Annotated in this window: 18 protein-coding genes and 1 tRNA gene; 9 read left to right on the top strand and 10 right to left on the bottom strand. The window is 66.8% G+C overall.

Annotated features, from left to right (window positions below):
* The first annotated feature begins 863 nt into the window (after window positions 1-863).
* Window positions 864-3239 carry a transglycosylase domain-containing protein gene (locus tag LGY53_RS34235; protein WP_225730845.1) on the top strand — a complete coding sequence of 792 codons (2376 nt, stop codon included), beginning with the start codon at window positions 864-866 and terminating at the stop codon, window positions 3237-3239.
* Window positions 3240-3294: 55 nt separating this feature from the next.
* Here the strand turns inward: LGY53_RS34235 and LGY53_RS34230 are convergent, their stop codons facing one another.
* Window positions 3295-3759, bottom strand: coding sequence for a GatB/YqeY domain-containing protein (locus LGY53_RS34230; RefSeq protein ID WP_225730844.1), 465 nt, complete (start codon window positions 3757-3759; stop codon window positions 3295-3297).
* A 157-nt stretch (window positions 3760-3916) separates the two neighbouring features.
* Here LGY53_RS34230 and LGY53_RS34225 point away from each other — a divergent pair, with 157 nt between their 5' ends.
* From LGY53_RS34225 to LGY53_RS34215, 3 genes are all read left to right on the top strand, one after another.
* On the top strand, window positions 3917-4879 hold the full coding sequence (locus LGY53_RS34225; protein WP_225730843.1) for a metallophosphoesterase: 963 nt from the start codon (window positions 3917-3919) through the stop codon (window positions 4877-4879).
* Window positions 4880-5471: 592 nt separating this feature from the next.
* On the top strand, window positions 5472-6869 hold the full coding sequence (locus LGY53_RS34220) for a hypothetical protein (RefSeq protein WP_225730842.1): 1398 nt from the start codon (window positions 5472-5474) through the stop codon (window positions 6867-6869).
* Window positions 6870-6930: 61 nt separating this feature from the next.
* Window positions 6931-7004 (top strand) — tRNA-Pro (locus LGY53_RS34215).
* Window positions 7005-7112: 108 nt separating this feature from the next.
* Here LGY53_RS34215 and LGY53_RS34210 read toward each other — a convergent pair.
* Complete coding sequence (locus LGY53_RS34210) at window positions 7113-7529, bottom strand: nuclear transport factor 2 family protein (RefSeq protein WP_225730841.1); 417 nt, start codon at window positions 7527-7529, stop codon at window positions 7113-7115.
* Window positions 7530-7592: 63 nt separating this feature from the next.
* On the opposite strand from LGY53_RS34210, the gene LGY53_RS34205 reads away from it, so the two are divergent.
* Window positions 7593-8567 (top strand): YafY family protein, encoded by a 975-nt coding sequence (locus tag LGY53_RS34205; protein WP_225730840.1) that lies wholly within the window; start codon window positions 7593-7595, stop codon window positions 8565-8567.
* On the opposite strand, the gene LGY53_RS34200 is transcribed toward LGY53_RS34205, so the two are convergent.
* The gene (locus LGY53_RS34200) at window positions 8549-9106 is read right to left on the bottom strand and encodes a TetR/AcrR family transcriptional regulator (protein ID WP_225730839.1); all 558 of its coding nucleotides are present in this window, start codon (window positions 9104-9106) and stop codon (window positions 8549-8551) included. The two genes, LGY53_RS34205 and LGY53_RS34200, sit on opposite strands and share 19 nt — an antisense overlap.
* Entirely contained in the window at window positions 9103-10326 is a 1224-nt protein-coding gene (locus LGY53_RS34195) for a cytochrome P450 (RefSeq protein ID WP_225730838.1), read from the bottom strand. The genes LGY53_RS34200 and LGY53_RS34195 overlap by 4 nt, the downstream gene beginning before the upstream one ends.
* 404 nt (window positions 10327-10730) lie before the next feature.
* Between LGY53_RS34195 and LGY53_RS34190 the strand changes: the two genes are divergently transcribed.
* Complete coding sequence (locus tag LGY53_RS34190; RefSeq protein WP_225730837.1) at window positions 10731-11135, top strand: GNAT family N-acetyltransferase; 405 nt, start codon at window positions 10731-10733, stop codon at window positions 11133-11135.
* A gap of 1007 nt (window positions 11136-12142) precedes the next feature.
* Here LGY53_RS34190 and LGY53_RS34185 read toward each other — a convergent pair.
* The 4 genes from LGY53_RS34185 to LGY53_RS34170 form a co-directional block, all read right to left on the bottom strand.
* Window positions 12143-13609 carry a catalase gene (locus LGY53_RS34185; RefSeq protein WP_225730836.1) on the bottom strand — a complete coding sequence of 489 codons (1467 nt, stop codon included), beginning with the start codon at window positions 13607-13609 and terminating at the stop codon, window positions 12143-12145.
* A 72-nt stretch (window positions 13610-13681) separates the two neighbouring features.
* On the bottom strand, window positions 13682-14104 hold the full coding sequence (locus LGY53_RS34180) for a Fur family transcriptional regulator (protein ID WP_225730835.1): 423 nt from the start codon (window positions 14102-14104) through the stop codon (window positions 13682-13684).
* A 67-nt stretch (window positions 14105-14171) separates the two neighbouring features.
* Window positions 14172-15176 carry a tetratricopeptide repeat protein gene (locus tag LGY53_RS34175; protein ID WP_225730834.1) on the bottom strand — a complete coding sequence of 335 codons (1005 nt, stop codon included), beginning with the start codon at window positions 15174-15176 and terminating at the stop codon, window positions 14172-14174.
* Between the two features lie 10 nt (window positions 15177-15186).
* The gene (locus LGY53_RS34170; RefSeq protein ID WP_225730833.1) at window positions 15187-16443 is read right to left on the bottom strand and encodes a 26S protease regulatory subunit; all 1257 of its coding nucleotides are present in this window, start codon (window positions 16441-16443) and stop codon (window positions 15187-15189) included.
* A 330-nt stretch (window positions 16444-16773) separates the two neighbouring features.
* Here LGY53_RS34170 and LGY53_RS34165 point away from each other — a divergent pair, with 330 nt between their 5' ends.
* Together LGY53_RS34165 and LGY53_RS34160 are read left to right on the top strand one after the other, a co-directional pair.
* Entirely contained in the window at window positions 16774-18003 is a 1230-nt protein-coding gene (locus LGY53_RS34165) for an APC family permease (protein WP_225730832.1), read from the top strand.
* A gap of 161 nt (window positions 18004-18164) precedes the next feature.
* Window positions 18165-19505, top strand: a complete 1341-nt coding sequence (locus LGY53_RS34160) for a serine hydrolase (protein ID WP_225730831.1) — start codon at window positions 18165-18167, stop codon at window positions 19503-19505.
* 1 nt (window position 19506) lies between these two features.
* On the opposite strand, the gene LGY53_RS34155 is transcribed toward LGY53_RS34160, so the two are convergent.
* Entirely contained in the window at window positions 19507-20010 is a 504-nt protein-coding gene (locus LGY53_RS34155) for a PaaI family thioesterase (RefSeq protein WP_225730830.1), read from the bottom strand.
* 78 nt (window positions 20011-20088) lie between these two features.
* Here LGY53_RS34155 and LGY53_RS34150 point away from each other — a divergent pair, with 78 nt between their 5' ends.
* Window positions 20089-20718: a TetR/AcrR family transcriptional regulator gene (locus tag LGY53_RS34150; protein ID WP_225730829.1), complete on the top strand. Its 630-nt coding sequence runs from the start codon at window positions 20089-20091 to the stop codon at window positions 20716-20718.
* A 15-nt stretch (window positions 20719-20733) separates the two neighbouring features.
* On the opposite strand, the gene LGY53_RS34145 is transcribed toward LGY53_RS34150, so the two are convergent.
* On the bottom strand, window positions 20734-21156 hold the full coding sequence (locus LGY53_RS34145; protein WP_225730828.1) for a nuclear transport factor 2 family protein: 423 nt from the start codon (window positions 21154-21156) through the stop codon (window positions 20734-20736).
* Window positions 21157-21236 lie beyond the last annotated feature (80 nt).

Genomic DNA, 21236 nt, shown 5'->3' with positions numbered 1-21236 from the left:
CCCCGGATTTTTTGGTACGACCGTCCCTCCAAAATCACGGGCGAACTGGGCGGTCCGCGCGACACACCGAGCGCCGTTTCCGCGACACGCCAAACGAGGTTGCGCGACACGCCCATTCGCTGGAACAAACCCAATGCCCGACAGCAATGCCCTGTGCGCCACCACAACCGCGATCACGAACCAGCCCCACTCCCCAGCCGCGAGCCGCCCTGCCGCCGTCACCCCCGCGGAACTCCGCCCGCATTGGTACGAGCCACGCTTCGCGAGCACGAGTGCATCTGGCGGGTTGGCGAGGACCACTCAGCAAGCACCACAACCACATGCGGAAGCCACGGCCAGCACGCCCCGGACCCGCCCGAGCACGCGCCGCGTCCGTCGACGCGACCACACCCGCAAGCCCGAGGACACCGGACCACACCAACGCGCGCGACCCACGCCGCCGGCACGAGCGATGCGACACCAACGCCAACACGAATCCGAACAACCCCGATGGCAGGGCCACCCGCAATCAAGGTCCCTACCCAGAAGCACGAACCACCGCACCCGCAAGCAAGATCCCCACCCGAAGCATGAACCACCACACCCGCAAGCAAGATCCCCGCCCAAAAGCACGAACCACCACACCCGCAAGGGAGCTGACCACCCAACCCAACCCCCTGGGAGCGAGTCTTACGAGCGACGTTCGCGGCCCGTCTCGCGTTTGCGCGGTCGAAGCGCATGCGCCGCAGGCGCGAGTCTCGACCGCGCAAACGCGAGACTCCCCGGGGCCGCGAACACGCCGCGCGGAGCGCGGCAGATCAAACAGAGCCGAGAACAGCCGCGCGGAGCGCGGCCATCAGATACAGCCCATTAGGCTGGGCGACGTGCCGATCACACATACGCTCGCGAAGCTGGCCGGCAGTTGCGCGCTGGCCGCCGTGCTCGTCGCCGGGCTGTTGTTCCCGCTCGCAGGCGGTTTCGGGTTTGTGTCCAACCGGGCTGCCGATGCCGTCGACAATGTCTCCGCGGAGTTGGTGGAGGGTACTGTGCCCGCCGTCTCCACGATGGTCGACGCAGCGGGTAACCCGATCGCCTGGTTGTACGAGCAGCGCCGCTTCGAGGTTCCCAGCGACAAGATCTCCAATGACATGAAGTTGGCGATCATTTCGATCGAGGACCGTCGGTTCACCGAGCATGCCGGCGTCGACTGGCAGGGCACGCTGCGCGCCTTCCTGACCAACACCTCCAGCGGTGAGGTGCAGCAGGGCGCGTCGACGCTCGATCAGCAGTATGTGAAGAACTATCAGCTGTTGGTCGTCGCGAAGACCGATGCCGAGCGCCGCGCGGCGATCGAGACCACCCCGGCCCGCAAGATCCGGGAGATCCGGATGGCGCTCACCCTGGACCGCGAGCTGACCAAGGATGAAATCCTCACCAGGTATCTGAATCTGGTTCCGTTCGGCAATCAGTCCTACGGCATCCAGGACGCGGCGCAGACCTATTTCGGGGTCGATGCGGCGAATCTGAACATCACTCAGGCCGCGATGTTGGCGGGCATGGTGCAGAGTTCGTCCAAGTTGAACCCCTACACCAATCCCGAGGGTGTGCTGATCCGGCGGAACACGGTGTTGGACACCATGATTCAGAACATTCCGAGCCGGGCCGAGGAATTCCGCAAGGCGAAGGCCGAGCCGCTCGGTGTGCTGCCGCAGCCGAAGGGCCTACCGCAGGGCTGCATCGCGGCCAACGACCGCGGCTTCTTCTGTGATTACGCGCTGCAGTACCTGGCCAACGCGGGTATCAGCAAGGATCAGATCAACAAGGGCGGCTACCTGATCCGCACCACGCTCGACCCGCAGGTGCAGGACGCCACCAAGAAGTCGGTGACCGATTCCGCGAATCCGAATCTGGACAACATCGCCGAGGTGATGTCGGTGGTCGCGCCGGGCCAGGATTCGCACGCGGTGGTCGCGATGGCGAGCAGCCGCACCTACGGCCTCAATCGAGACGCCAACGAAACCGTGCAGCCGCAACCGTATTCGATGGTCGGTGACGGCGCCGGCTCGATTTTCAAGATCTTCACCACCGCCGCGGCCATGGAGAAGGGCCTCGGCATCAATGCCCAGCTCGACGTGCCGGGCCGGTTCGAGGCCAAGGGCATGGGTAACGGCGGCGCCGCGGGCTGCCCGCCCGCGACCTACTGCGTGGTGAACGCGGGCAACTACAAGTCGCCGATGTCGGTGACCGAGGCGCTGGCCACCTCGCCGAACACCGCGTTCGTCAAGCTGATTCAGGCGGTCGGCGTCGCGCCCGCCGTCGATATGGCGGTGCGCCTGGGCATGCGCTCCTACGCCGAGCCCGGCTCCTCCGGGCACGGCAACCAGAGCCTGGCCGATATGTTCAAGGATCAGAACCTCGGCTCGTTCACCCTGGGCCCGGTCGCGATCAATCCGCTGGAGCTGTCGAATGTCGCGGCCACCCTCGGCTCCGCGGGCAAGTGGTGCCCGCCCTCGCCGATCAAGGAGGTGCTCGACCGCAACGGCAAGCCGGTGCCGCTCACCCAGCAGGCCTGCGAGCAGGTGGTCGATCCGGGTCTGGCCAATACGCTCGCCAATGCGCTGAGCCACGACTCGGTCAGCGGTACCGCAGCCGGTTCCGCGCAGGCGACCGGCTGGACGCTGCCGCTTTCGGCGAAGACCGGAACCACCGAAACCCACCGGTCCTCGGCCTTCCTCGGCTTCACCAACTCGCTGGCGGCGGCCACCTACATCTACGGCGACAGCCCGACCCCGGGCGAGATCTGCTCGTTCCCGCTGCGCAACTGCGGCAGCGGCAATCTGTTCGGCGGTAATGAACCGGCCAGGACCTGGTTCAACGCGATCAAGCCGACATTGGGCAAATTCCCGCCGCCCGCACTGCCGCCGATGGACGAAAAGTATGTGCGCGGTTCGAATAACGCGCAGGTGCCCGATGTCACCGGGCTGACGCAGGGCGAGGCGACGGCTGCGCTGGTGCGGGCCGGCTTCCAGGTTTCACCGGTAACCGGCTCGGGCTCACAGCCGAAGGGCACGGTCATGGGCACCGCGCCGAACGGGTCGGCGATACCCGGATCGGTGATCACCATCTACATCAGCGACGGCACCAAACACGATGCACCGCCGCCCGGACCGCCGGGGGTCCCGATTCCGGGCATACCCGCGCCGCCGCGGCTGCCACCGATCCCGATACCGATTCCGATCCCGGGCATACCCGGCCGCTGAACGAACACCGCCGACCCGAAATATCCGGGTCGGCGGTGTTTTTCGTGCGGGACGGCTACAGCCTCGACTTCACCGCGGCCGAGATCCGGGAACCGTCGGCCTTGCCCTCGGCGAGGGCGCTGGCGATCTTCATCACCTGTCCCATCTGCCGCATGGTCGGACGTTCGCCGATTTCCTCGGCTACCTGTGCGATGGCGGTGTCGGCGAGGTCGGCGACCTCGGCATCGGACAGCTGGGTCGGCAGGTACTCGTCGATGATGCGGGCCTCGGCATGCTCGTTCGCGGCCAGCTCGCCGCGGCCGGCCTGGGTGTACACCTCGGCCGACTCGGCGCGCTTCTTCGCCTCCTTCTGCAGGACGGCGATCACCTCGGCATCGGACAGCTCGCGCGCCTGCGGTCCGGCGACCTCCGCGGTCTGGATGGCCGCGAGCAGCATCCGCAACGTGGAAAGGCGCAGCGTGTCCTTGGCTTTCATCGCGGCGGTCATATCCGCCCGCAGCTGCGATTTGAGTTCCGGCATGTGGCACACGGTAGCCGCTGCACCGCGACAGGCCCACCACATTTGCCCGCGGCACCATCCCGCCGCAGCGGTTGGAGTGCGGAAACACACCTCACGTCAAGTCCTCTGTGCGGAAACACACTCAGCGTTCCGGAGCGGGGTCACCTATGCTGGGCAAATGCCCGTAATCTCGACCTCCGCCGTACGGACGACCGCATTGGGTGCCGCCGGGGCCGCGGCGGCCGGCATCGGCTACGCCGCGCTGATCGAGCGCAATGCTTTCGTGCTCCGCGAGACCACCATGCCGGTGCTGCCACCGGGTTCGTCGAGCCTACGGGTGCTGCACCTGAGCGATCTGCATATGATGCCCGGCCAGAAACTCAAGCAGCAGTGGCTGCGCGAATTGGACCGGCTCGAACCGGATCTCGTGGTGAACACCGGCGACAACCTGTCGCATCAGAAGTCGGTGCCAGCGGTGGTTCAGGCCCTCGGCGGATTGCTTTCCCGCCCGGGCCTTTTCGTTTTCGGCAGTAATGACTACTTCGCGCCGGTGCCCAAGAACCCGCTGAAGTACTTCAAGAAGAACCACCGCAGGGTGTATGGCGCGCCGCTGCCTTGGAAGGATCTGCGCGCGGCCTTCACCGAGCGCGGCTGGCTGGATCTGACCCATGTGCGCCGCGACCTCGAGGTGGCCGGTATCCGCATCGCGACCGCGGGCGTCGACGATCCGCATTTGCAGCGTGATCGCTACGACACCGTCGCGGGCGCGCCGAACCCGCTCGCGCAGCTGCGTCTCGGCCTCACCCATTCGCCGGAGCCGCGGGTGCTCGATCGGTTCGCCGAGGACGGGTACGACCTGGTGCTGGCGGGTCATACCCATGGCGGTCAGCTGGTGCTGCCGGGCTACGGCGCGCTCGTCACCAACTGCGGCATCGATCGGTCTCGCGTTAAGGGCCCTTCACGGTGGGGCGCACATACCCAATTACACGTTTCCGCAGGTATCGGCACCTCGCCATGGGCGCCCTACCGGTTCTGCTGCCGTCCGGAGGCCACGCTGTTGACCCTGGTCGCGGCCCCGCCGAGGCGACCCGCCAGCGATACCGGCCAGGGTGTGTCTGCATCGGAGGCGGTAGCCCGCTAGTGTCCCTGCCGAAAGGTGTATCAGGCAGGGAATTGGAACATTGAGTAGTGGTTTCGACGATGGGCGCGACGAGCCGGCCGTTCTCGGACAGACCGGTGCACCGTCCCCAGATCCGCGGCCGTCTTTCGAGGCGGCACAACCCGAGCCGGCAGGCTCACAACGACTAAGCGGCTCCGACCCGGCCTCCGAGTCCGGGCAAACGGCTGGCCCGGAGCAATCGAGCTCCGATGGGCGGCACGGCGGCGCACCCCGGGCGCCGTCCCGGCGGCCCGGCGCGGAGTTCTCCGGACAGTCCGACCCGTTCTCGCTACCGAGGAGCGGCGCGGGCGCGGCGGCCTTGCCCAGGGCCAACAAAGAGTGGGCACCGTTCGGTCGCCCGCCGAGACGGTTCCGGCCGCACTTCGCCGAGGAGACGGAAGCTCCTTCGGCGGAATCGGATTCGGCCCCGGCCGATTCGACGAAGCCGACCGAGCAATTGCGGCGGCCCGGCAGCGCCACGGCGCCGACCGAGACGATCCACCGACGCCCGGCGGCAGCCGAACCGGACGAATCGCCGAAATCTAGTCCGCAGCAGGATGATTCGGAACTCACGGTGCGCACCGAATACGGTGACAAGCCTTTCTCGATCGATGAACCATCGGACGCGGCAGGCAAGCCCGCGAACGGCAAACCGGATAACGCCACGCAACAGGTGAGTTCGCACGGCCGCACCGAACAGTTGACGCGACCGATCGGCACCAAGACCCCGCACGGAGTCACAGAGCAGCCGAGCGGGACACCGCAGTGGCCATCGACCTTCGGCACGCCGCCGAAGGCGGCACCGACGCCCTGGCAGGCGCCGAACGGTCAGTCCGCGCAGTCCAATTCGCCGTGGCAGGCACCCAGCGTCCCTGCGGCGCAAGCAGATTCACCGCGGCCCGCCTCCGGCACGCAGGCGGCGCAGCCCGATTCACCATGGCAGGCACCCAGTACCGCTGCGGCGCAGCCCGATTCACCGCGGCAGGCACCGGGCGGTACCGCACCACCGGCCGGTTCGCCGCAGGCGAACGCGGGGTGGGGGCAGCACCAGGCCGGGGCGTCCTGGCAGTCCGGCGGGGTGACGCAATACCCCAGCGGCACCGATCCGCTGTACGGCAACGCATCCCAGGTGGGGAACGCGCCCCAGTTCGGGAACCCGCAGCAATTTCCCGCCGCCGCGCGGTTCGGGTCGACGCCGCCCGGTGGACAGCCGCCGGGTAATCGCGGAAAGCTGCTGCTGGGCGTCGGAATCGGCCTCCTGGTGGTCATCGCGCTGGTGGTGGCCGTCACACTCGCGCTGAGTTCCGGATCGCCGGATTCGGAGGCCAAAAGCACGGGAACTACCGAATCGCTGGTGAGCGCGCTCACCACCAGCCCGGGAGCACCCACCAAGAGCCAGACCGCGAAGCCGAGCCCGACCGCGGCCGCCGGCAATATGGCCCCGGTGGTGCCCGGATTCCAGGTGGTCGACGCCCCCGATGTCGGCGCGGCGTACGACGTGCCGTCCGGCTGGGCGATCAGCGCACAGGGCGCCCTCGGCGGGCCGCCCGACGGCATCATCGGCAAGGGATACGCGGTGGACGGCAAGGGCTACTGCCCGGGCTCGTCCCGGACCATCTCGCTGCTCACCGGATCCGATGACAAGGACAGCGTAAGGGTCGCAACGGATTTCGGCGCCAAGTCGGCTCGCGCCGCCTACGCCGACCCGTCCGGCGGCAAACCCGGCGCGCCGCAACCGCTCGCCTCACTGGACGGACTGCAGCACGGCACCTTCGTGGAAACCACGGGCAGCGTCAGCCAGCCCAAACCCGGCTGCGCCAGGCAGTACTCGATCTACACCTTCGCCATGCCCAGCGAGGAGGAGGATGGCAACTTCGTCATGGTGATCGCGGCCGACACCGGCGTCCCCAACGCCATCGACGCCGAAACCGCCAAGCGCATCTTCACCAGCATCCGTCCGCACAAAACATAATCTGACCAGCCGGTTTAACGATCACGCCCGCCCTGTTGTAAGCTACTCCAGGTTCGCTTCACGGGGTGTGGCGCAGCTTGGTAGCGCGCTTCGTTCGGGACGAAGAGGTCGCAGGTTCAAATCCTGTCACCCCGACTCGTGTGGTTGAGACACGAAAACGGCCTTTGGTCCGGGAAACCGGATCAAAGGCCGTTCTTCTTTCGAGGGGTTCGCGGAACTTCGCGCCGCAGAGGCGATTTGGGGCTAAGCGAGTCCGGGCTGGTCCACCACCCGCAGCCACGATCCGTCCGGCTGCCGACGGTCGATCTCGATAGTCGTCAGTCCGGGCTGGTCCACCACCCACAGCCACGACCCATCCGGCTGACGGCGGGCGATCTCGACTGTCGTCTCATTGGGCAGCGTGCACACCGTGAGCGCCAGATCACCGCTCACCAACGCGGGGTGCTGCGTACCCGGCGCGAGCGTCGGCGCGGCCGCGACGAACTCCTCGTACACCTTGCGGATCTCCGCATGTCCGGTCGCGAGATGGCCCGGCGGGAACGCCAGCACGGCATTCGGCTCGTACAACGCCACCAGCCCGTCGACATCGCCCGCATTGGCGCGTTCGATGAAGTATCTGCCCAGATCGTTCGGCTCGGTGGCCACTGTCGTATTCGTCATACTGGTAAGGCTCCCAACGAATCACGACACCCTGTGTCGCGTATTTCCGCGAAGGTTTTCCGTATGCGCGCCGACCGGCTGGTCTCGCTGGTGCTGCTGCTGCGCCGGCACGGCCGGCTGTCCGCGGCCGCGCTGGCCCGGGAACTGGAGGTATCCACCCGCACGGTGCTTCGCGATATCGAGGCACTGTCCGCGGCAGGCGTCCCGGTCTACGCCGAACGCGGTAGACACGGTGGTTTCGCACTGCTGCCCGGTTTCCGGACCGAGCTGACCGGACTGAACCACGACGAGGCGCTCGCCCTGCTGGTCGCCGGGTCACGTTCCGGCGCACAGGCATTCGGCCTCGGCTCGGCGCTCACCTCGGCCATGCGCAAGGTGGTCGACGCGCTACCCGAAAGCCATCAGACCGCCGCTACCGGGTCTGCCCAGCGATTCCTCATCGAACCGGAGACCGATCTCCTCGCGCGCCGACTGGTCGCCGAAGAGGCGCCCGACACCGTGGTGGCCGAGGTCCGGCGCGCGGTGTTCGCCGGACACAAGCTGCGTATCCACTACGCGGCGGCGGATCAGGCCCCGCAGTGGCGGACGGTGGACCCGATCGGCCTGGTCACCGCGCGCGGCCAGGGCTACCTGCTGGCCACGAGATCCGGCGCGGACCGCACCTACCGGCTGTCGCGGATGTTGGCCGCCGAAGAGCTCGACGAACCGGCGCAGCGACCGGACCGGGTCGATCTGGACCGGGCCTGGCAGGAGCGCAGCAGGCGGTTCCGGACCGGCGGCGCGCAGGTCACCGTGCTGGCACGGGTGGACCCGGCGCGGCGGGCGGAGTTGGTGGATACCGCGCTGGCGGTCCGCGCCGAAGCGGTCGACGCGGACGGCTGGCTGCGGTTGGAGCTGACCTTCCAAGATCGCAGGCATGCCGTATGGGCGCTGTGGCAACTCGCCATGTGCGCGGAAGTCCTTGCCCCGCAATGGCTGCGCGCGGAGTTACACGACCGCGCCACGGCGATCGCCGACCGCTACGAAACACCGTCCTGAAGGAACGGCAGCAGGAAGTCGTGCAGGAGGGCGCGTTCCTCCGATTCGTCGGCGGCCGGGAGGGTCAGCAGCGAGACGACGGCGCGGACGGTCCATTGGCCGAGGCGCTTTGCCTGCGGATCGGTGAGATCGGGGCGCAGGGTTGCGACGAAGGTGGTCGCGAGCTTGTCGACGATCTCGGGTGAATTCGACAGTTGGGCAACTATTCCGGCGTTTTCAGGGACGAACCAGAGGGCCAGATGCGGGGTTTCGCGGACTTCGGCGATGGTTTCGAGTATGCCGTCCAGAATCTGATCGAATGTTCTTTTGCGCCACACCCTTTCGACCAAGGCGCGGGATTCGCGGGCGGCGAAGGCGGCGTAGAGCGCGTGCCGGTTTTCGAAGTAGCGGTAGAGAGTGGCGCGGGAACAGCCTGCGGCCCCGGCTATTTCGGCCATGCCGAGCGTGGTGACGGGGCGGTCTATGGAGAGGGTGCGTACGGCGTCGAGGATGCGGTCGGTGGCCGCCCGGGTGCGGGTATCGGTGAGCCAGTCGGTCATTCGGCGCACCGGAACGGGATGGCGGTGGGACGGCGGACGTACGGACCGGGCGCGTATTCGACTGCCTCGGTATCGACCTGGTAGTCCGGAAAACGGGTCAGCAATTCTTCCAACGCGACTCGGGCCTGCATGCGGGCGGCGGCCGCGCCGAGGCAGTGGTGCGGGCCATTGCCGAAGGTGACTATGCGCTGCGGATCGCGGGTGATGTCGAGTTCGGCGGCGTCGGGGCCGTATACGCGTTCGTCGCGGTTGGCCGAGGCGTACACCAGCAGTACCTTGCGGCCGGCCGGAATTGTCTTGCCCGCCAACTCGATATCGCGGGTGACGGTCCGCGCCAGGCCCTGGACCGGTGCGGTCAACCGCGCGAATTCCTCGATGGCCGTTCCCATCAGCGCCGGATCGGCGATCAGGGCGGCCCGCTGGTCCGGATGCCGCTGCAGCAGTTGCACCGCGCCGCCGAGCAACCCGGTGGTGGTGTCGTTGCCGCCGGCCACCATGGTCCAGGCGTAGGCCAGGATCTGTACCAGCCCACGCACATCGGTGTCGTCGGCGGCCAAACCGGTGCGCACCAGCAGCGAGACGGTGTCCTCGCCCGGATCCGTGCGCCTGCGTTTCACGAGTTCGGCGAAATAGCCGAGCATTTCGAGGGAGGCGGCCTGCGCGGCGGCGCCGCGCTCGACGCTGCCCGCGACCACCGCGTCGGTCCAACCATCGAATCGGGTCCGGTCCGCCTCGGGCACGCCGAGATAGTGCGCGACGACCATACTCGGCAGCGGTTTGAACAGATCCTTGACGATATCGCCGCCGCCCGCCGCGGCCAACCGATCCAACCGGGCGCGGACGAACGCACGCACGACCGGCTCGACCTCGTGCACTTGACGCGGCGTAAACCCGCGGGCAACAAGTTTGCGAAATTCGGTGTGCTGCGGCGGATCCTGCATCACCAGCGGCGGGTTGTCGGTGAGGCCGATCCGAGCCAACTCGCCGTATTCGACGGTCAAACCGTCCCCGGAGGAGAAGGTTTCGGTGTCGCGGGCTGCGGCATAGACGTGCTCATGTCTCGTGAGCACCCAATAGTCGTGTGCCGGTTGATCTTTCGGCACCACGTGATGAACCGGATCATGCTCGCGCAGCGCCGCGTACATGGCCCACGGCGACTTCCAGGTCGCACCGCCGCGCAGCTCGAACACCGGAGCTACGCGATACTCATCAGGCGACATGTTTCGACGGTAAGACAAATAGATACTTTTGTCTACGCCGGCCATCAGGGCTGTCGGCACGGCGAATTGCCGCCGATGTTGCTTTGCGCGCCCCCAGTTGCTCTACCCCACAGCGCATTAGGCGAGCCGAGACAAAGTCGCGAATCGGAAGCAAATACGTAGCAATACATTTGACACGAACAGCCATCGGATGACCGAACCGCGACATCCGCACCGCGGGCGGGTGTTCGGCGCTTAAACTACTTCGGGTTGGGCTGCCACGGGCGGCGCGGGCCACTGCCTCCCGGGGCAGACGCCTACGCTTGGGATAAGGCCACGTCTCAGCGCGAGGGAGCACATTGGATTCCGCGACGAGGGCACCTACAGCCATATACCGACTTGCCGAACTGTCGGATCTCGGCCAGATGGCGTCCATCGAGAACGAACGCTTCGGCGACGATTCATACCCGTATTTCGCGCTGCGCCAGTTATTCGATCTGCACGGGGCGCACTGGCTCGTCTGCGAGGTCGATGGACGGTTGCTGGGCCATGTGCTGGTCGCGCTCACCGCGCAACGCCGGGCCTGGTTGCTGAGCCTGGCGGTGACCGCCGACAGCTGCGGCAACGGTTACGGTACGGCCCTGGTGCAGCAGGCATTACGACTATGCCGGTCGATGTCGGTGCGCAGTGTATTCATCACCGTGCGCCCGACGAACCAGGCCGCGCTGAACATCTACCGGCGAGCCGGATTCCGCTGGACCGCACACGACGACAACTACTTCGGCGAGGGCGAACCCCGAGATATCTTGGAATGCCGACTCGACCGCTGACAGCGCGACGAAGATCCGCGGTTCCCAGCCGAATTGATCAATGCGCTCCGCTCTGCGCCCGGTTTCCGTTATCGAATACGAGGATTCGCAGGTTGATTGTCGATTCGATGTCGGCATCACCGAATTACATTGTGCGACAATGTGTTAAACAGATAGGGTGCCGGGCCGGTCCCTCCCCTCCGAGGACCGGCCCGGCCGTGTGAGCACCGCTGGGAACATACGGTCAGCACTGCTTGGTTACCGTCGGCAGGCGCGAATGCCGGACGTCGACGCGAATTCGACTCCCGTAAGCCGGATTTGAACCCCCGTGCGCGGAATCGTCTCTCGCACCGACCGTTTGCTGCTCAGCTCCTGGAAGAGCCAGTCGATGTGTCGCCGTAGTGACTGCCGACCGGGCCGGTCACCCCTCGTGGACCGACCCGGCGGCGCCATCCCCTGGGCTCGGCCTGCCACCCCTCGTAGACAGGCCGGGCCCAGATCCCCACCCCCGGTGGTGGTCTCAGTAGGCGCCCCGTCCGGTCACCGCGATGGCGGTGCGGGCGCACGCCTTTGCCGGATTGCCGATCATCGTCGTTGCCTCCTTCCAGGTCCTACGGTCTTGCTTCGCCGGAGGGAGTTTGTTCGACCGCCGCTCCGGCTGACTCAAACAATGCCGGTCGGGGCTTGCTGCGCCCTTAAAAAGACCTTGTATGGAAAAACCCGCTGGTAGGTACGATTCAAGATCGAAAAGTCGGGGGTCGGCACCACGGATCCGCGATTAGCGGGATGATGGAGGTAAGCCCGCCAAGCAGATTGGGAGCAACGATGGAGACGGTGGTCGTCTGGGTGCTGGCCTGCCTGTTCTACTGGTGGGGCCTGCTCTGAGCGAACTCGATTCGCCGAACCTGGCCGTTGGCGGCCAGGTCCACTACACAAGGTCGTAGCCGAACTCCAACAAGCTCCAGAAATGCGGAACGGGAGGCGTCCGCCGCAGCCGACACCTCCCGCTCTCGATGGTCCGAGGCCGCTCAGCCCCGGTCGTCGCGTCCGGCGCGCACCCCTTCCTCGACCCGCTTGCCGAGGTCGGCGTCCACGTTCTTCCAGTAGTCGAAGACGCGGCTCAGCACCGGCTCCTCGACCCCGCCGAGCACATGTCCGACGATATTGCCCACCAGGCGATCGCGCTCCTCGTCGTTCATCACATCCCGCACCAGCGTGCCCGCCTGACCGAAGTCATCGTCCTCGGCGTGCTGCAGGTAACCCGCCCGCACCATGGCCGGATCGAACTCCCAGGCGCCGCCGTCGGTGGCCGCGGCCGGATCGGCATGCGGCCCGCCGTAGGAGTTGGGCGCGTACACCGGGACGCTCGGATCGTTGTAGTCGTACCGCATCGCTCCCTCCTTGGAGTAGGAGTTCACCTCCGCGGCCTTGGCCCGGTTCGGCGGCAGCTGCGCGTAATTCGTGCCGATCCGGTAACGGTGCGCGTCCGGGTAGGCGAAGACCCGGCCGAGCAGCATCTTGTCCGGCGAAAAGCCAATGCCCGCAACGATATTCGCTGGCGAGAAGGCGGCCTGCTCGATCTCGACGAAGTAGTTGCCCGGGTTGCGGTTGAGCGTGTACTTGCCGACCTCGATCAGCGGATAGTCGCGGTGCGACCACACCTTGGTCAGGTCGAACGGGTTGAACCGGTAGTCATCGGCCTCGGCGACCGGCATGACCTGCACATACAGGGTCCAGCTCGGGAAGTCGCCGCGCTCGATGGCCGCCCACAGGTCGCGGCGGTGGAAATCGCCGTCGACGCCGGCCAGCCGGTCGGCCTCCGCCTGGGTCAGGTGCTGGACACCCTGATCGGACTTGAAGTGGTACTTCACCCAGAAGCGTTCGCCGGCGGCATTGATCCACTGATAGGTGTGCGATCCGTAGCCGTTCATATGCCGCCACGTCTTCGGGATGCCCCGATCGCCCATCAGCCAGGTGACCTGGTGCGCGGTCTCGGGATTCAGCGTCCAGAAGTCCCACTGCATGTGGTTGTCCCGAAGTCCGCTGCCGGGCAGGCGCTTCTGTGAGCGGATGAAATCGGGGAACTTGATCGCATCCTTGATGAAGAAGATCGGCGTGTTGTTGCCGACGAGATCGTAATTACCGTCCTCGGTATAGAACTTGACCGCGAAACCGCGCGGATCGCGCCAGGTGTCGGGGCTGCCGAGTTCACCGGCCACGGTCGAGAACCGGATCAGCGATTCGGTGCGCGCGCCCGGCTGGAACAGCTTGGCCTTGGTGTATCGGCTGACGTCGCTGGTCACCACCAATTCACCGAATGCGCCCGCACCCTTGGCGTGCACGATCCGCTCCGGCACCCGCTCCCGGTTGAATTGGGCCAGCTTCTCGATCAGGTAGTAGTCGTGCAGCAGGACCGGACCCTGCGTGCCCGCGGTGAGCGATTCGCTATCGCTCGGCACCGGAGCGCCGGAATTGGTGGTTGTCGGCTTGGTCATCTCGAAGCCTCCTCGGCTTGCTCTCATCCCGCATTGTCGAGTTGAATGCCGTTGTCGCGGAAACCCTTTCGGCTATTCCGCGGCGCTACGGCACCGTGGGCAGCTGCCCCAGAAAACGACTTCCGCCTCGTCGATGACGTACCCGTGGTCGTCATCGGGCGTCAGGCACGGGGCCGCGCCGACGACGCAGTCGACGTCGACGACGGCGCCGCAGCCGCGGCACACCAGATGGTGATGGTTGTCCCCGGTCCTGGTCTCGTAGCGGGCCGACGAGCCCGCGGGCTCGATGCGCCGCAGGATTCCGGCCCGCACGCAGGCGTGCAATACGTCGTAGACGGCCTGCGTGGAGACCGAACCCAGCTCCGCGCGGACGGATGCGGCTATCTCGTCGGCGTCCGCGTGCGGCCGTTTCGCGACCGTACGCAGCACCGCGACCCGCGGGGCGGTGACCCGCAGGCCGGCGGCCCGCAACCATTCACGGGGATCGGTGTGCATGACACGAGCTTGCCGCCTTTTCTGGATTAAGTCAAGAAAACGACAGATTCCAGCTAAGTGGGGCGGGTCACTGCGTCGGACGTGGTGGCGGCAGGGACGGGAAACGAAGATCCGACGGCAGCACCGGCGGGACGAGGCGGTCCCGTGTCGAAAAGGGTTGGTAGGTAGGAATATCCGGTCTCACCGGCGCGGGCGTACGGTCACGGCCCGAACCATTGAGGAAGTGCGAGAGCGCGATTATGCCGAACACCACCATCGCGGCGATCAGGCGGACGGTGGGTCTCCTTGTGCCACTGCGGGTTACGCTCGACCGCCGGGCGCGAGCCGCCGCGTACGCCGCGGGATAGTTCCGGATGAACGAGCGCATCCGGCCGATCCGGGTCGAGACGGCCAGCTGTGCCCGCACCTCATCGGCGAGCTCCGGATCCAGCTCGGCGGCCTTGCGCAACCCGTCCCTGCCCGCCCTGCGCCGACCGGAGGCGAGCTGGGTCAGCGCCAGGTTGTAGCGGGCGCGAGCATTTTCCGGATCCAGCTCCAGCGCCTTGCGCAGCGCGGTATCGGCCTGCGCGAGCGCATCCGGCCGGGTGGTCTGCCTGCGCAGGATCGCGCCGCGCAGCAGGTGGATATCGGCGTTCTCCGGCTCTAGTTCCATTGCGTCGTCGAGCAATGTCAACGCCTCGCGCGGGTCGGCGAATTGCTGGACCACCGCCAGCGTGCGCAGATTCTCGGCATCCTCGGGGCCGAGTTCGATCGCACGCCGCGCCGCCGCCACCGCATTGCGTCGACGGCTCGACTGCTCCCGCCGATTCTCCCCGGCCCGCAGCGACAGCTGGAATTCCGCGAAAGCCAGGAGCCGCCAAGCGTATTGGTAGGTCGGCAGCGCGCTCAACGCCGACCGGCAACTGGTGATCGTCTGCCCGTAATCGCCTGACTGGTACCAGGCGCTCGCCAGCGCGGCCAGCGCCCCCGCATTGTCCGGCTCCGCGGCGAGCACCGTGGCAAGCAGTTCCCGAGCCGCCGCGGGCCGGTTCAGTTCGATGAGCGTTCGCGCCCGGTCGACCTGTGCGTTCATCGCCGCGAAATCAGCGGAACTTCTTGGCGCGCATGTACTTTGCCAACTCGTCGTAGGAACCGTCGTTATTGGCGAATTCGACGACATTGCGGGCGGATTCGAACCAGGCGCCCGCACTCGGCTTGATCTCGGCCATCGCCGCCTCGATATCGCGCATCGAGATGGGACGGACCGAACCGGTGCGAATCGACTCGGCCATCGCCAATTGCGTTGCGGAGGTACAGATGTGGGCCAAGTCGGCGCCGGAGAACCCATCGGTGCGTGCGACGATGGCGCGCAGATCGATACCGGCGACGGGGCGATCCTTCAAGTGGTAGCGCAGAATCGCGGTGCGCGCCTCCGGGTCCGGCAGCGTCACCAGGATCATCCGGTCGAAGCGGCCGGGACGGCGCAGCGCGACATCGAGATCCCACGGGTGATTGGTCGCGCCGAGAATGTAGACGCCCTCGTTACTACTTGTCGCCGAATCCATTTCGTTCAACAGCTGATTCACCACATTGCGCATCCACGCGCTGCCCGACATCTGGCTGCGCTTGTAGCCGAGCGCGTCGACCTCGTCGAGAAACAGCACGCACGGCGCGTTGCGGCGGGCCAGTTCGAAAACCTGATGCAGGTTGCGTTCGCCGGAGCCGTGGTAGATGTCCAGGATGTCGGCGATTTCGATGGGATAGAAGTTGGCGCCGAGCTCACCGGCCACCGCGGCGGCGATGAAGGTCTTACCGCAGCCGGGCGGGCCGTACAGCAGCAGACCGCCGCGCGCGGAAGTGCCGAAGGCCTTGGCGAATTCGGGATTGCGCATCGGGCCGAGCAGCGTCAGCTCCAGTTGGCGCTTCACATCCGCCATACCGCCCACATCGGCGAGCGAGACGGACGGACGGGAGATGGCGTCGACATCGTGCTCGGTGACGTATTCGGCCGGGCCATCGTTCAGGAATGCGGGCGCGATGATGTCGCCGACCTGGTCTTCGGCCGCGGCCCAATCGTATTCGGGCGCGCCGGCGGAGTAAGCCTGCCGCTCCGACGACACCTCCGCGACGGCCTCCGCCCGCGGCGCTTCGCCCGCGAGCGCGGACGTGCACCGTTGCAGCAATTCCACCGCGATGGTATTGCCCGGATCCTGGGCGAGCACGGTGGCGCACTGGGCCAGCGCCTCGGTGTAGCGGGCGCGCTCGGCAAGCAGCTCGATCACCCGTATCCGCAGCGCCGCCACGTCTGGGCTGCGGTCGAGCGCGGCGAGCATTTCGGCAAGAACCGGGTCATCGGACATCTGACATTCCCCCATTTCGTCCTGAGCCCGTTGATTCTAGTTGCGGCAACCAGCCGGACAGCGTGGCGGTCGTCACATTCGACGGCCGGAATAGGTGCGGGGCCTGCCCCGTTGTAGCTCACTGTCGGCGTCCGGACAGCCCCGGGCCGCACCCCTTGTCGCTTCGAGCGACCACTCGCCGAGAGGCGCTTGTGGGACGCCGACCCAGAGTCGCCACGCTGGCGTGGCGTCGGCGATTCGCGCCGCCAGGCAACCCCCCGGCCTGGCGGCGTTCGTCGTTCTCGGACCTGTCGCCGCGCATATTCGGGCGCGAACGGTGAAGATGCGGGTATGGGTGCGCTCGCGCGGCGGTTGGGACTGCTGGATTCCGTTGTCATCGGGCTCGGCGCGATGATCGGAGCAGGGATCTTCGCGGCGCTCGGACCCGCTGCCGCGGCGGCGGGGCGATGGTTGTTCGTCGCGCTGGGGATCGCGGCGGTGATCGCCTATTGCAATGCGACATCGTCGGCGCGGCTCGCGGCGCGCTATCCGGTATCGGGCGGAACGTACGTGTACGGGCGCGAACGGCTCGGGCCGTTCTGGGGATACCTCGCCGGATGGGGATTCGTTGTCGGCAAGACGGCCTCGTGTGCGGCGATGGCGTTGACGGTCGGCGCGTACGCGTGGCCGGAGCATTCGCGCATCGTCGCCGTCGGCGCGGTGCTGGCGATCACCGCGATCAACTATGCGGGAGTACAGAAGTCGGCACTGGCCACCCGAGTCATCGTCGCGGCGGTGCTGCTGGTGCTGTCGCTCGTCGTGATCATCGGTTTGTTCGGAAAGCATTCGGCGGCAATGCCTTTGCCCGATCGAGTGGGTCCGCGTGGGGTGCTGGCGGCCGCCGGGCTGCTGTTCTTCGCGTTCGCGGGTTACGCCAGGATCGCGACGCTCGGTGAGGAGGTGCGCGAACCGCGGCGCACCATTCCGCGGGCGATCGCGCTGGCGCTCGGCGGTGCGCTCGCGGTGTATCTGCTTGTGGCGCTTGCGGCTTCGGAGGTACTCGGGACGGCAGGGCTGGCGTGCGCCACCGATCCGCTGGCCAGGGTCGTCATCGTCGCGGGCGCACCCGACATGTCACAGGTGGTGCGGGTGGGTGCGGTAATCGCGGCGGCGGGCTCGCTGCTCGCGCTGCTGCTCGGGGTCTCCCGGACGGTGCTCGCGATGGCGCGGGATCGATATCTGCCGCATGCGTTGACCGCGGTCCATCCGCATTTCGGGGTGCCGCACCGCGCCGAGGTGGTCGTCGGATTGCTGGTCGCGGTGATTGCCGCGATCTTCGATCTGCGTGCGGCCATTGGGTTTTCGTCGTTCACCGTATTGGGGTACTACCTGGTGGCAAACGTCTCGGCCATGACGCTGACCGCGGCGGAGGAGCGCCCGCCGCGGTGGGTGCCGATCGTCGGCGCGCTCGGGTGTGCGCTCGTCGGGTTCGCGCTGCCCATCGGCTCGGTATCGGCCGGGCTGGCGGTTATCGGTGCCGGGGCGGCGTGGTACCTGGTGCGCGCCAGGATTGTCCGCTGATCCCGGCTCGATGGTCCGCGCTGCGCGTGGCCGGTCCGGCACCGCTGAGTTGTCCGGTGGACACGCCGGATGGGTCCAATTGTGTTGGGAATTCGACGCGACGGGATCGCGGTGCGTCGAATGCGCATTTCCGATGGGGTCGGGCCGATAGCCTGGCGCGCATGGGGCGTATCCAAGGACTCCTGGCCGGGATCGCGGCGGTGACGCTGCTGGCGGGGAGCGTGTGCGCGGGAACGGCGCGGGCCGACGACGAGGTGCGCTGCGCGGCCTCGTCCGGCCGGGAGCCGGCGCGGGCGACAGCGGAGCAGGTCGGGCTGGACGCCGCCGCGCTGGATGCCGCCATGGATTTCGCGGCCAGCCGAAACCGGCTGAATGTTCAGGTCTTTCGGCACGGTTGTCTGGTCGGCACCGGCCCGCACAATGCGGAAACCGGCGGTATCGCCTGGAATATCTGGAGTGCGACCAAGAGCGTCATCTCGCTGCTCGCCGGAATCGCTTGGGACCGCGGCGAACTCGATCTCGACGCACCGATCGGCCACTATCTGCCGCCCGGCCTCGGCGACGAGGCGCACCGGTCGATCACGGTGGCGGATCTGCTCACCGAATCGTCGGGAATGCGGGTGGGCGTGCTGACGGAGGGTGTCACGGGGGTGATCCCGCTCGACCCGAACAGTGCGGTCCAGTCGCTCGGGGTACCGCTGGACTATCCGCCCGGCACCCATTTCAGCTACAGCCAGCGCAATGTCGATCTGCTGTCCTACGTCATCGAATCGGCGGTCGGCGAACCGCTGCAGCAGTTCGCGCAGCGAGAGTTGTTCGACCCATTGGGAATTCAACGCGGCGACTACTACTGGGCACGCGATCGGGCCGGGCACACCTACGGATACGCGCATCTGATGATCCCGCCCGACGATTTCGCCAAGCTCGGCCTGCTGGTCGGCGACGACGGACGCTGGGGTGCGACGCAGGTGGTGTCCGAGGAGTATCTGCGGAAGGCGCGCCAGCCCTCGCCCGCACTCGACTGCTACGGCTACCTGTTCTGGCTCGGCCCCGGCTGCGCCGAAATTCCGAAGTTCCTGCCCGCCGACACCTACATCATGTCCGGTCTGGCCATGCAGAACGTCTTCGTGATCCCCAGCCTCGACCTGACCGTGGTATGGACCGGCGTCTTCGGAAACCAAAGCAGCCAAGGACTTTTGGGCACGTATCAGAATCAGGCCGAGCTGCCGCACGAATTCTTCCGGCGGCTGATCGCGGCATTGCGGGACCATCCGATACCCGATCCGGGACCGTATGTGGAACCGCCGGAGCACCTCGACCCGCGCGGTTACTTCGACTCCGACATCCTGCTCGCGGTATTCGGCATCGGACCGGACGCCTATCCCGGCTGTAATGTGTTGAGCTGCTTGAACTATCCGCTGGCGGCGCCGTTCGCCGATACCCCGCCCGGCTGTGTCATCGTGGTATGTCTCGGGCCCGGCGCGCCCGGTATCCGCGAATAGGTCAGACGCCGAAGAACGGGATGTCGCCCGCCTTCGCGCCGTGTGCGAAGAAGTGGTCCGGCGAGACGACGACGAACAGGGCATCGGCCTCGGCGATCAACTTGCCGTCGAGTTCCAGCCAGCCGTAGATGTGCAGTTTGCGCTCGCCCACCCGTCGATCGAGTATCGCCGATACGGTCAGCGGCCGGTGCAGCGGTGCGGGCGCGGCGTAGTTCACCTCCAGCTTGGCGGTGACGGCCGGGACGCACATGGAGGTCGGGACCGACCCGCAGGCCTCGTCGAGTACCGCGGCAATGACTCCGCCGTGCGCCAATCCCGGTGCGCCCTGGTGTCTTTCGTCGAGGGCGAGGTCACCGATAATGCGATTCTCGCTGAGCCGCAAGGCGATTCCTACCGCAGCCGGATTGCGGCGCCCGCAGCCGAAACAGTCGTCCGCATGCGTCGGCAATGGGCCGTCCGGCATCGGGCTGTTGAGCGCGAGCGCCACCCGCCCAAGGTCCGCCATACCGCACTCCCTCAATTAGGAATCACATGTCTCCCGAATCAAGCTAAATTCAGGAAACATTTGTGTCAAGATATGCGGATGACGAATCGGGCGCGCACCTACGGCGGCATACCCGCCGACCAACGGCGCGCCAACCGGCGCGAACAGCTGCTGGAGGCCGCGTTCGAGGTGATGGCGCTGGACGGGCCCGGCGCACTGACCATCAGAACGGTGGCCAAACAGGCCGGGCTGTCCACCCGGTTCGTCTACGAGAGCTTCGCCGATTTGGACGAACTGGTCGTCGCGGCCTTCGAACTGGCCTTCCGGCAGCTGTCGGCGGCGGTGCTCACGGCCGTAGCCGATACCGGAGCCGACCGGCGGACCACCGTCGTCGCAACGGTGGAGGCGATGGTGGATTTCTTCCTCGCCGCACCCGCGAAGGGAAAACTGTTATCCACCAAGGCATATGGCCATCCGAAGGTGGCCGAGCGGCGACTCGCCCGCACCGAGGACGCCTCGCGCACCTTCGGCGCGGTGCTGCTGCGGCTGCTACCCGATCGGTCGCCCGATGATCCGGCCATCGAGCTGACGGCGCGATTTCTGGTGGGCGGCTTCGGCGAAACGCTCACCGCGTGGATCCAGCAGGCCATGCCGTATCCACGCGACCAATTCGTGCGCGACAACTCCGAGCTGTTCCTCGCCGCCATCGCCACACTGGAAAACCGCTGATCGCAACTTCTTTCGCTACCGACTCGCGGCAGCGCGGGCCAGGCGCGCGGAATCCATGTAGTCGCGGAACAGCGTCACCTTGCCGTCCCGGACCCGAACCACGTTGACCGAGGAGCGAACAACCGCCCGCTCCGCACCCGGATAGGAGACGTCGACGTCGTTCTCGACGACGATGACCTCCGGGTCCGCGGTCTCGTGAATATGCGGGTACACCCCATGCACCTGGACCTGATCGATCCGAGACCACCTCTCCCCCAAGTGCTTTCGAATCTCCTCCGGCCCCACCAACCGGACCGGGACACCGTCCGGCATGAACGGCATCTCGAACACCCCGTCGGGTGCGAACGCCGCCGCGAACGCCTCGGCACTGCGGGCGGGCAATTCCCGGAACAACCGCTCGACCACCTCGCGCGGGGAACCCTGTGCTGCCTCGACCATGACACACCTTCTTCGATTAAGCGGAACGCATAGCCCGTTTATCATCCGGGGCGAGCGCCCCGCTTGTCAATGGGTCAACT

It is taken from the genome of Nocardia sp. JCM 34519.1 (assembly GCF_020361265.1).
GTDB classification, from domain to species: domain Bacteria; phylum Actinomycetota; class Actinomycetes; order Mycobacteriales; family Mycobacteriaceae; genus Nocardia; species Nocardia arthritidis_A.
Note: the sequence above shows the minus strand (reverse complement) of the source record. Positions and strands in the feature narration are given on the sequence as shown.

Bases quoted from the DNA above. Each gene is read 5' to 3' on its own strand.
- LGY53_RS34230 (WP_225730844.1), bottom strand. From the start codon at position 3,759: ATGCCGGAACTCAAATCGCAGCTGCGGGCGGATATGACCGCCGCGATG.
- LGY53_RS34150 (WP_225730829.1), top strand. From the start codon at position 20,089: ATGACGAATCGGGCGCGCACCTACGGCGGCATACCCGCCGACCAACGG.
- LGY53_RS34180 (WP_225730835.1), bottom strand. From the start codon at position 14,104: ATGCACACCGATCCCCGTGAATGGTTGCGGGCCGCCGGCCTGCGGGTC.
- LGY53_RS34175 (WP_225730834.1), bottom strand. From the start codon at position 15,176: ATGAACGCACAGGTCGACCGGGCGCGAACGCTCATCGAACTGAACCGG.
- LGY53_RS34160 (WP_225730831.1), top strand. From the start codon at position 18,165: ATGGGGCGTATCCAAGGACTCCTGGCCGGGATCGCGGCGGTGACGCTG.
- LGY53_RS34205 (WP_225730840.1), top strand. From the start codon at position 7,593: ATGCGCGCCGACCGGCTGGTCTCGCTGGTGCTGCTGCTGCGCCGGCAC.
- LGY53_RS34145 (WP_225730828.1), bottom strand. From the start codon at position 21,156: ATGGTCGAGGCAGCACAGGGTTCCCCGCGCGAGGTGGTCGAGCGGTTG.
- LGY53_RS34195 (WP_225730838.1), bottom strand. From the start codon at position 10,326: ATGTCGCCTGATGAGTATCGCGTAGCTCCGGTGTTCGAGCTGCGCGGC.
- LGY53_RS34170 (WP_225730833.1), bottom strand. From the start codon at position 16,443: ATGTCCGATGACCCGGTTCTTGCCGAAATGCTCGCCGCGCTCGACCGC.
- LGY53_RS34155 (WP_225730830.1), bottom strand. From the start codon at position 20,010: ATGGCGGACCTTGGGCGGGTGGCGCTCGCGCTCAACAGCCCGATGCCG.
- LGY53_RS34200 (WP_225730839.1), bottom strand. From the start codon at position 9,106: ATGACCGACTGGCTCACCGATACCCGCACCCGGGCGGCCACCGACCGC.
- LGY53_RS34190 (WP_225730837.1), top strand. From the start codon at position 10,731: ATGGCGTCCATCGAGAACGAACGCTTCGGCGACGATTCATACCCGTAT.
- LGY53_RS34185 (WP_225730836.1), bottom strand. From the start codon at position 13,609: ATGACCAAGCCGACAACCACCAATTCCGGCGCTCCGGTGCCGAGCGAT.
- LGY53_RS34165 (WP_225730832.1), top strand. From the start codon at position 16,774: ATGGGTGCGCTCGCGCGGCGGTTGGGACTGCTGGATTCCGTTGTCATC.
- LGY53_RS34225 (WP_225730843.1), top strand. From the start codon at position 3,917: ATGCCCGTAATCTCGACCTCCGCCGTACGGACGACCGCATTGGGTGCC.
- LGY53_RS34210 (WP_225730841.1), bottom strand. From the start codon at position 7,529: ATGACGAATACGACAGTGGCCACCGAGCCGAACGATCTGGGCAGATAC.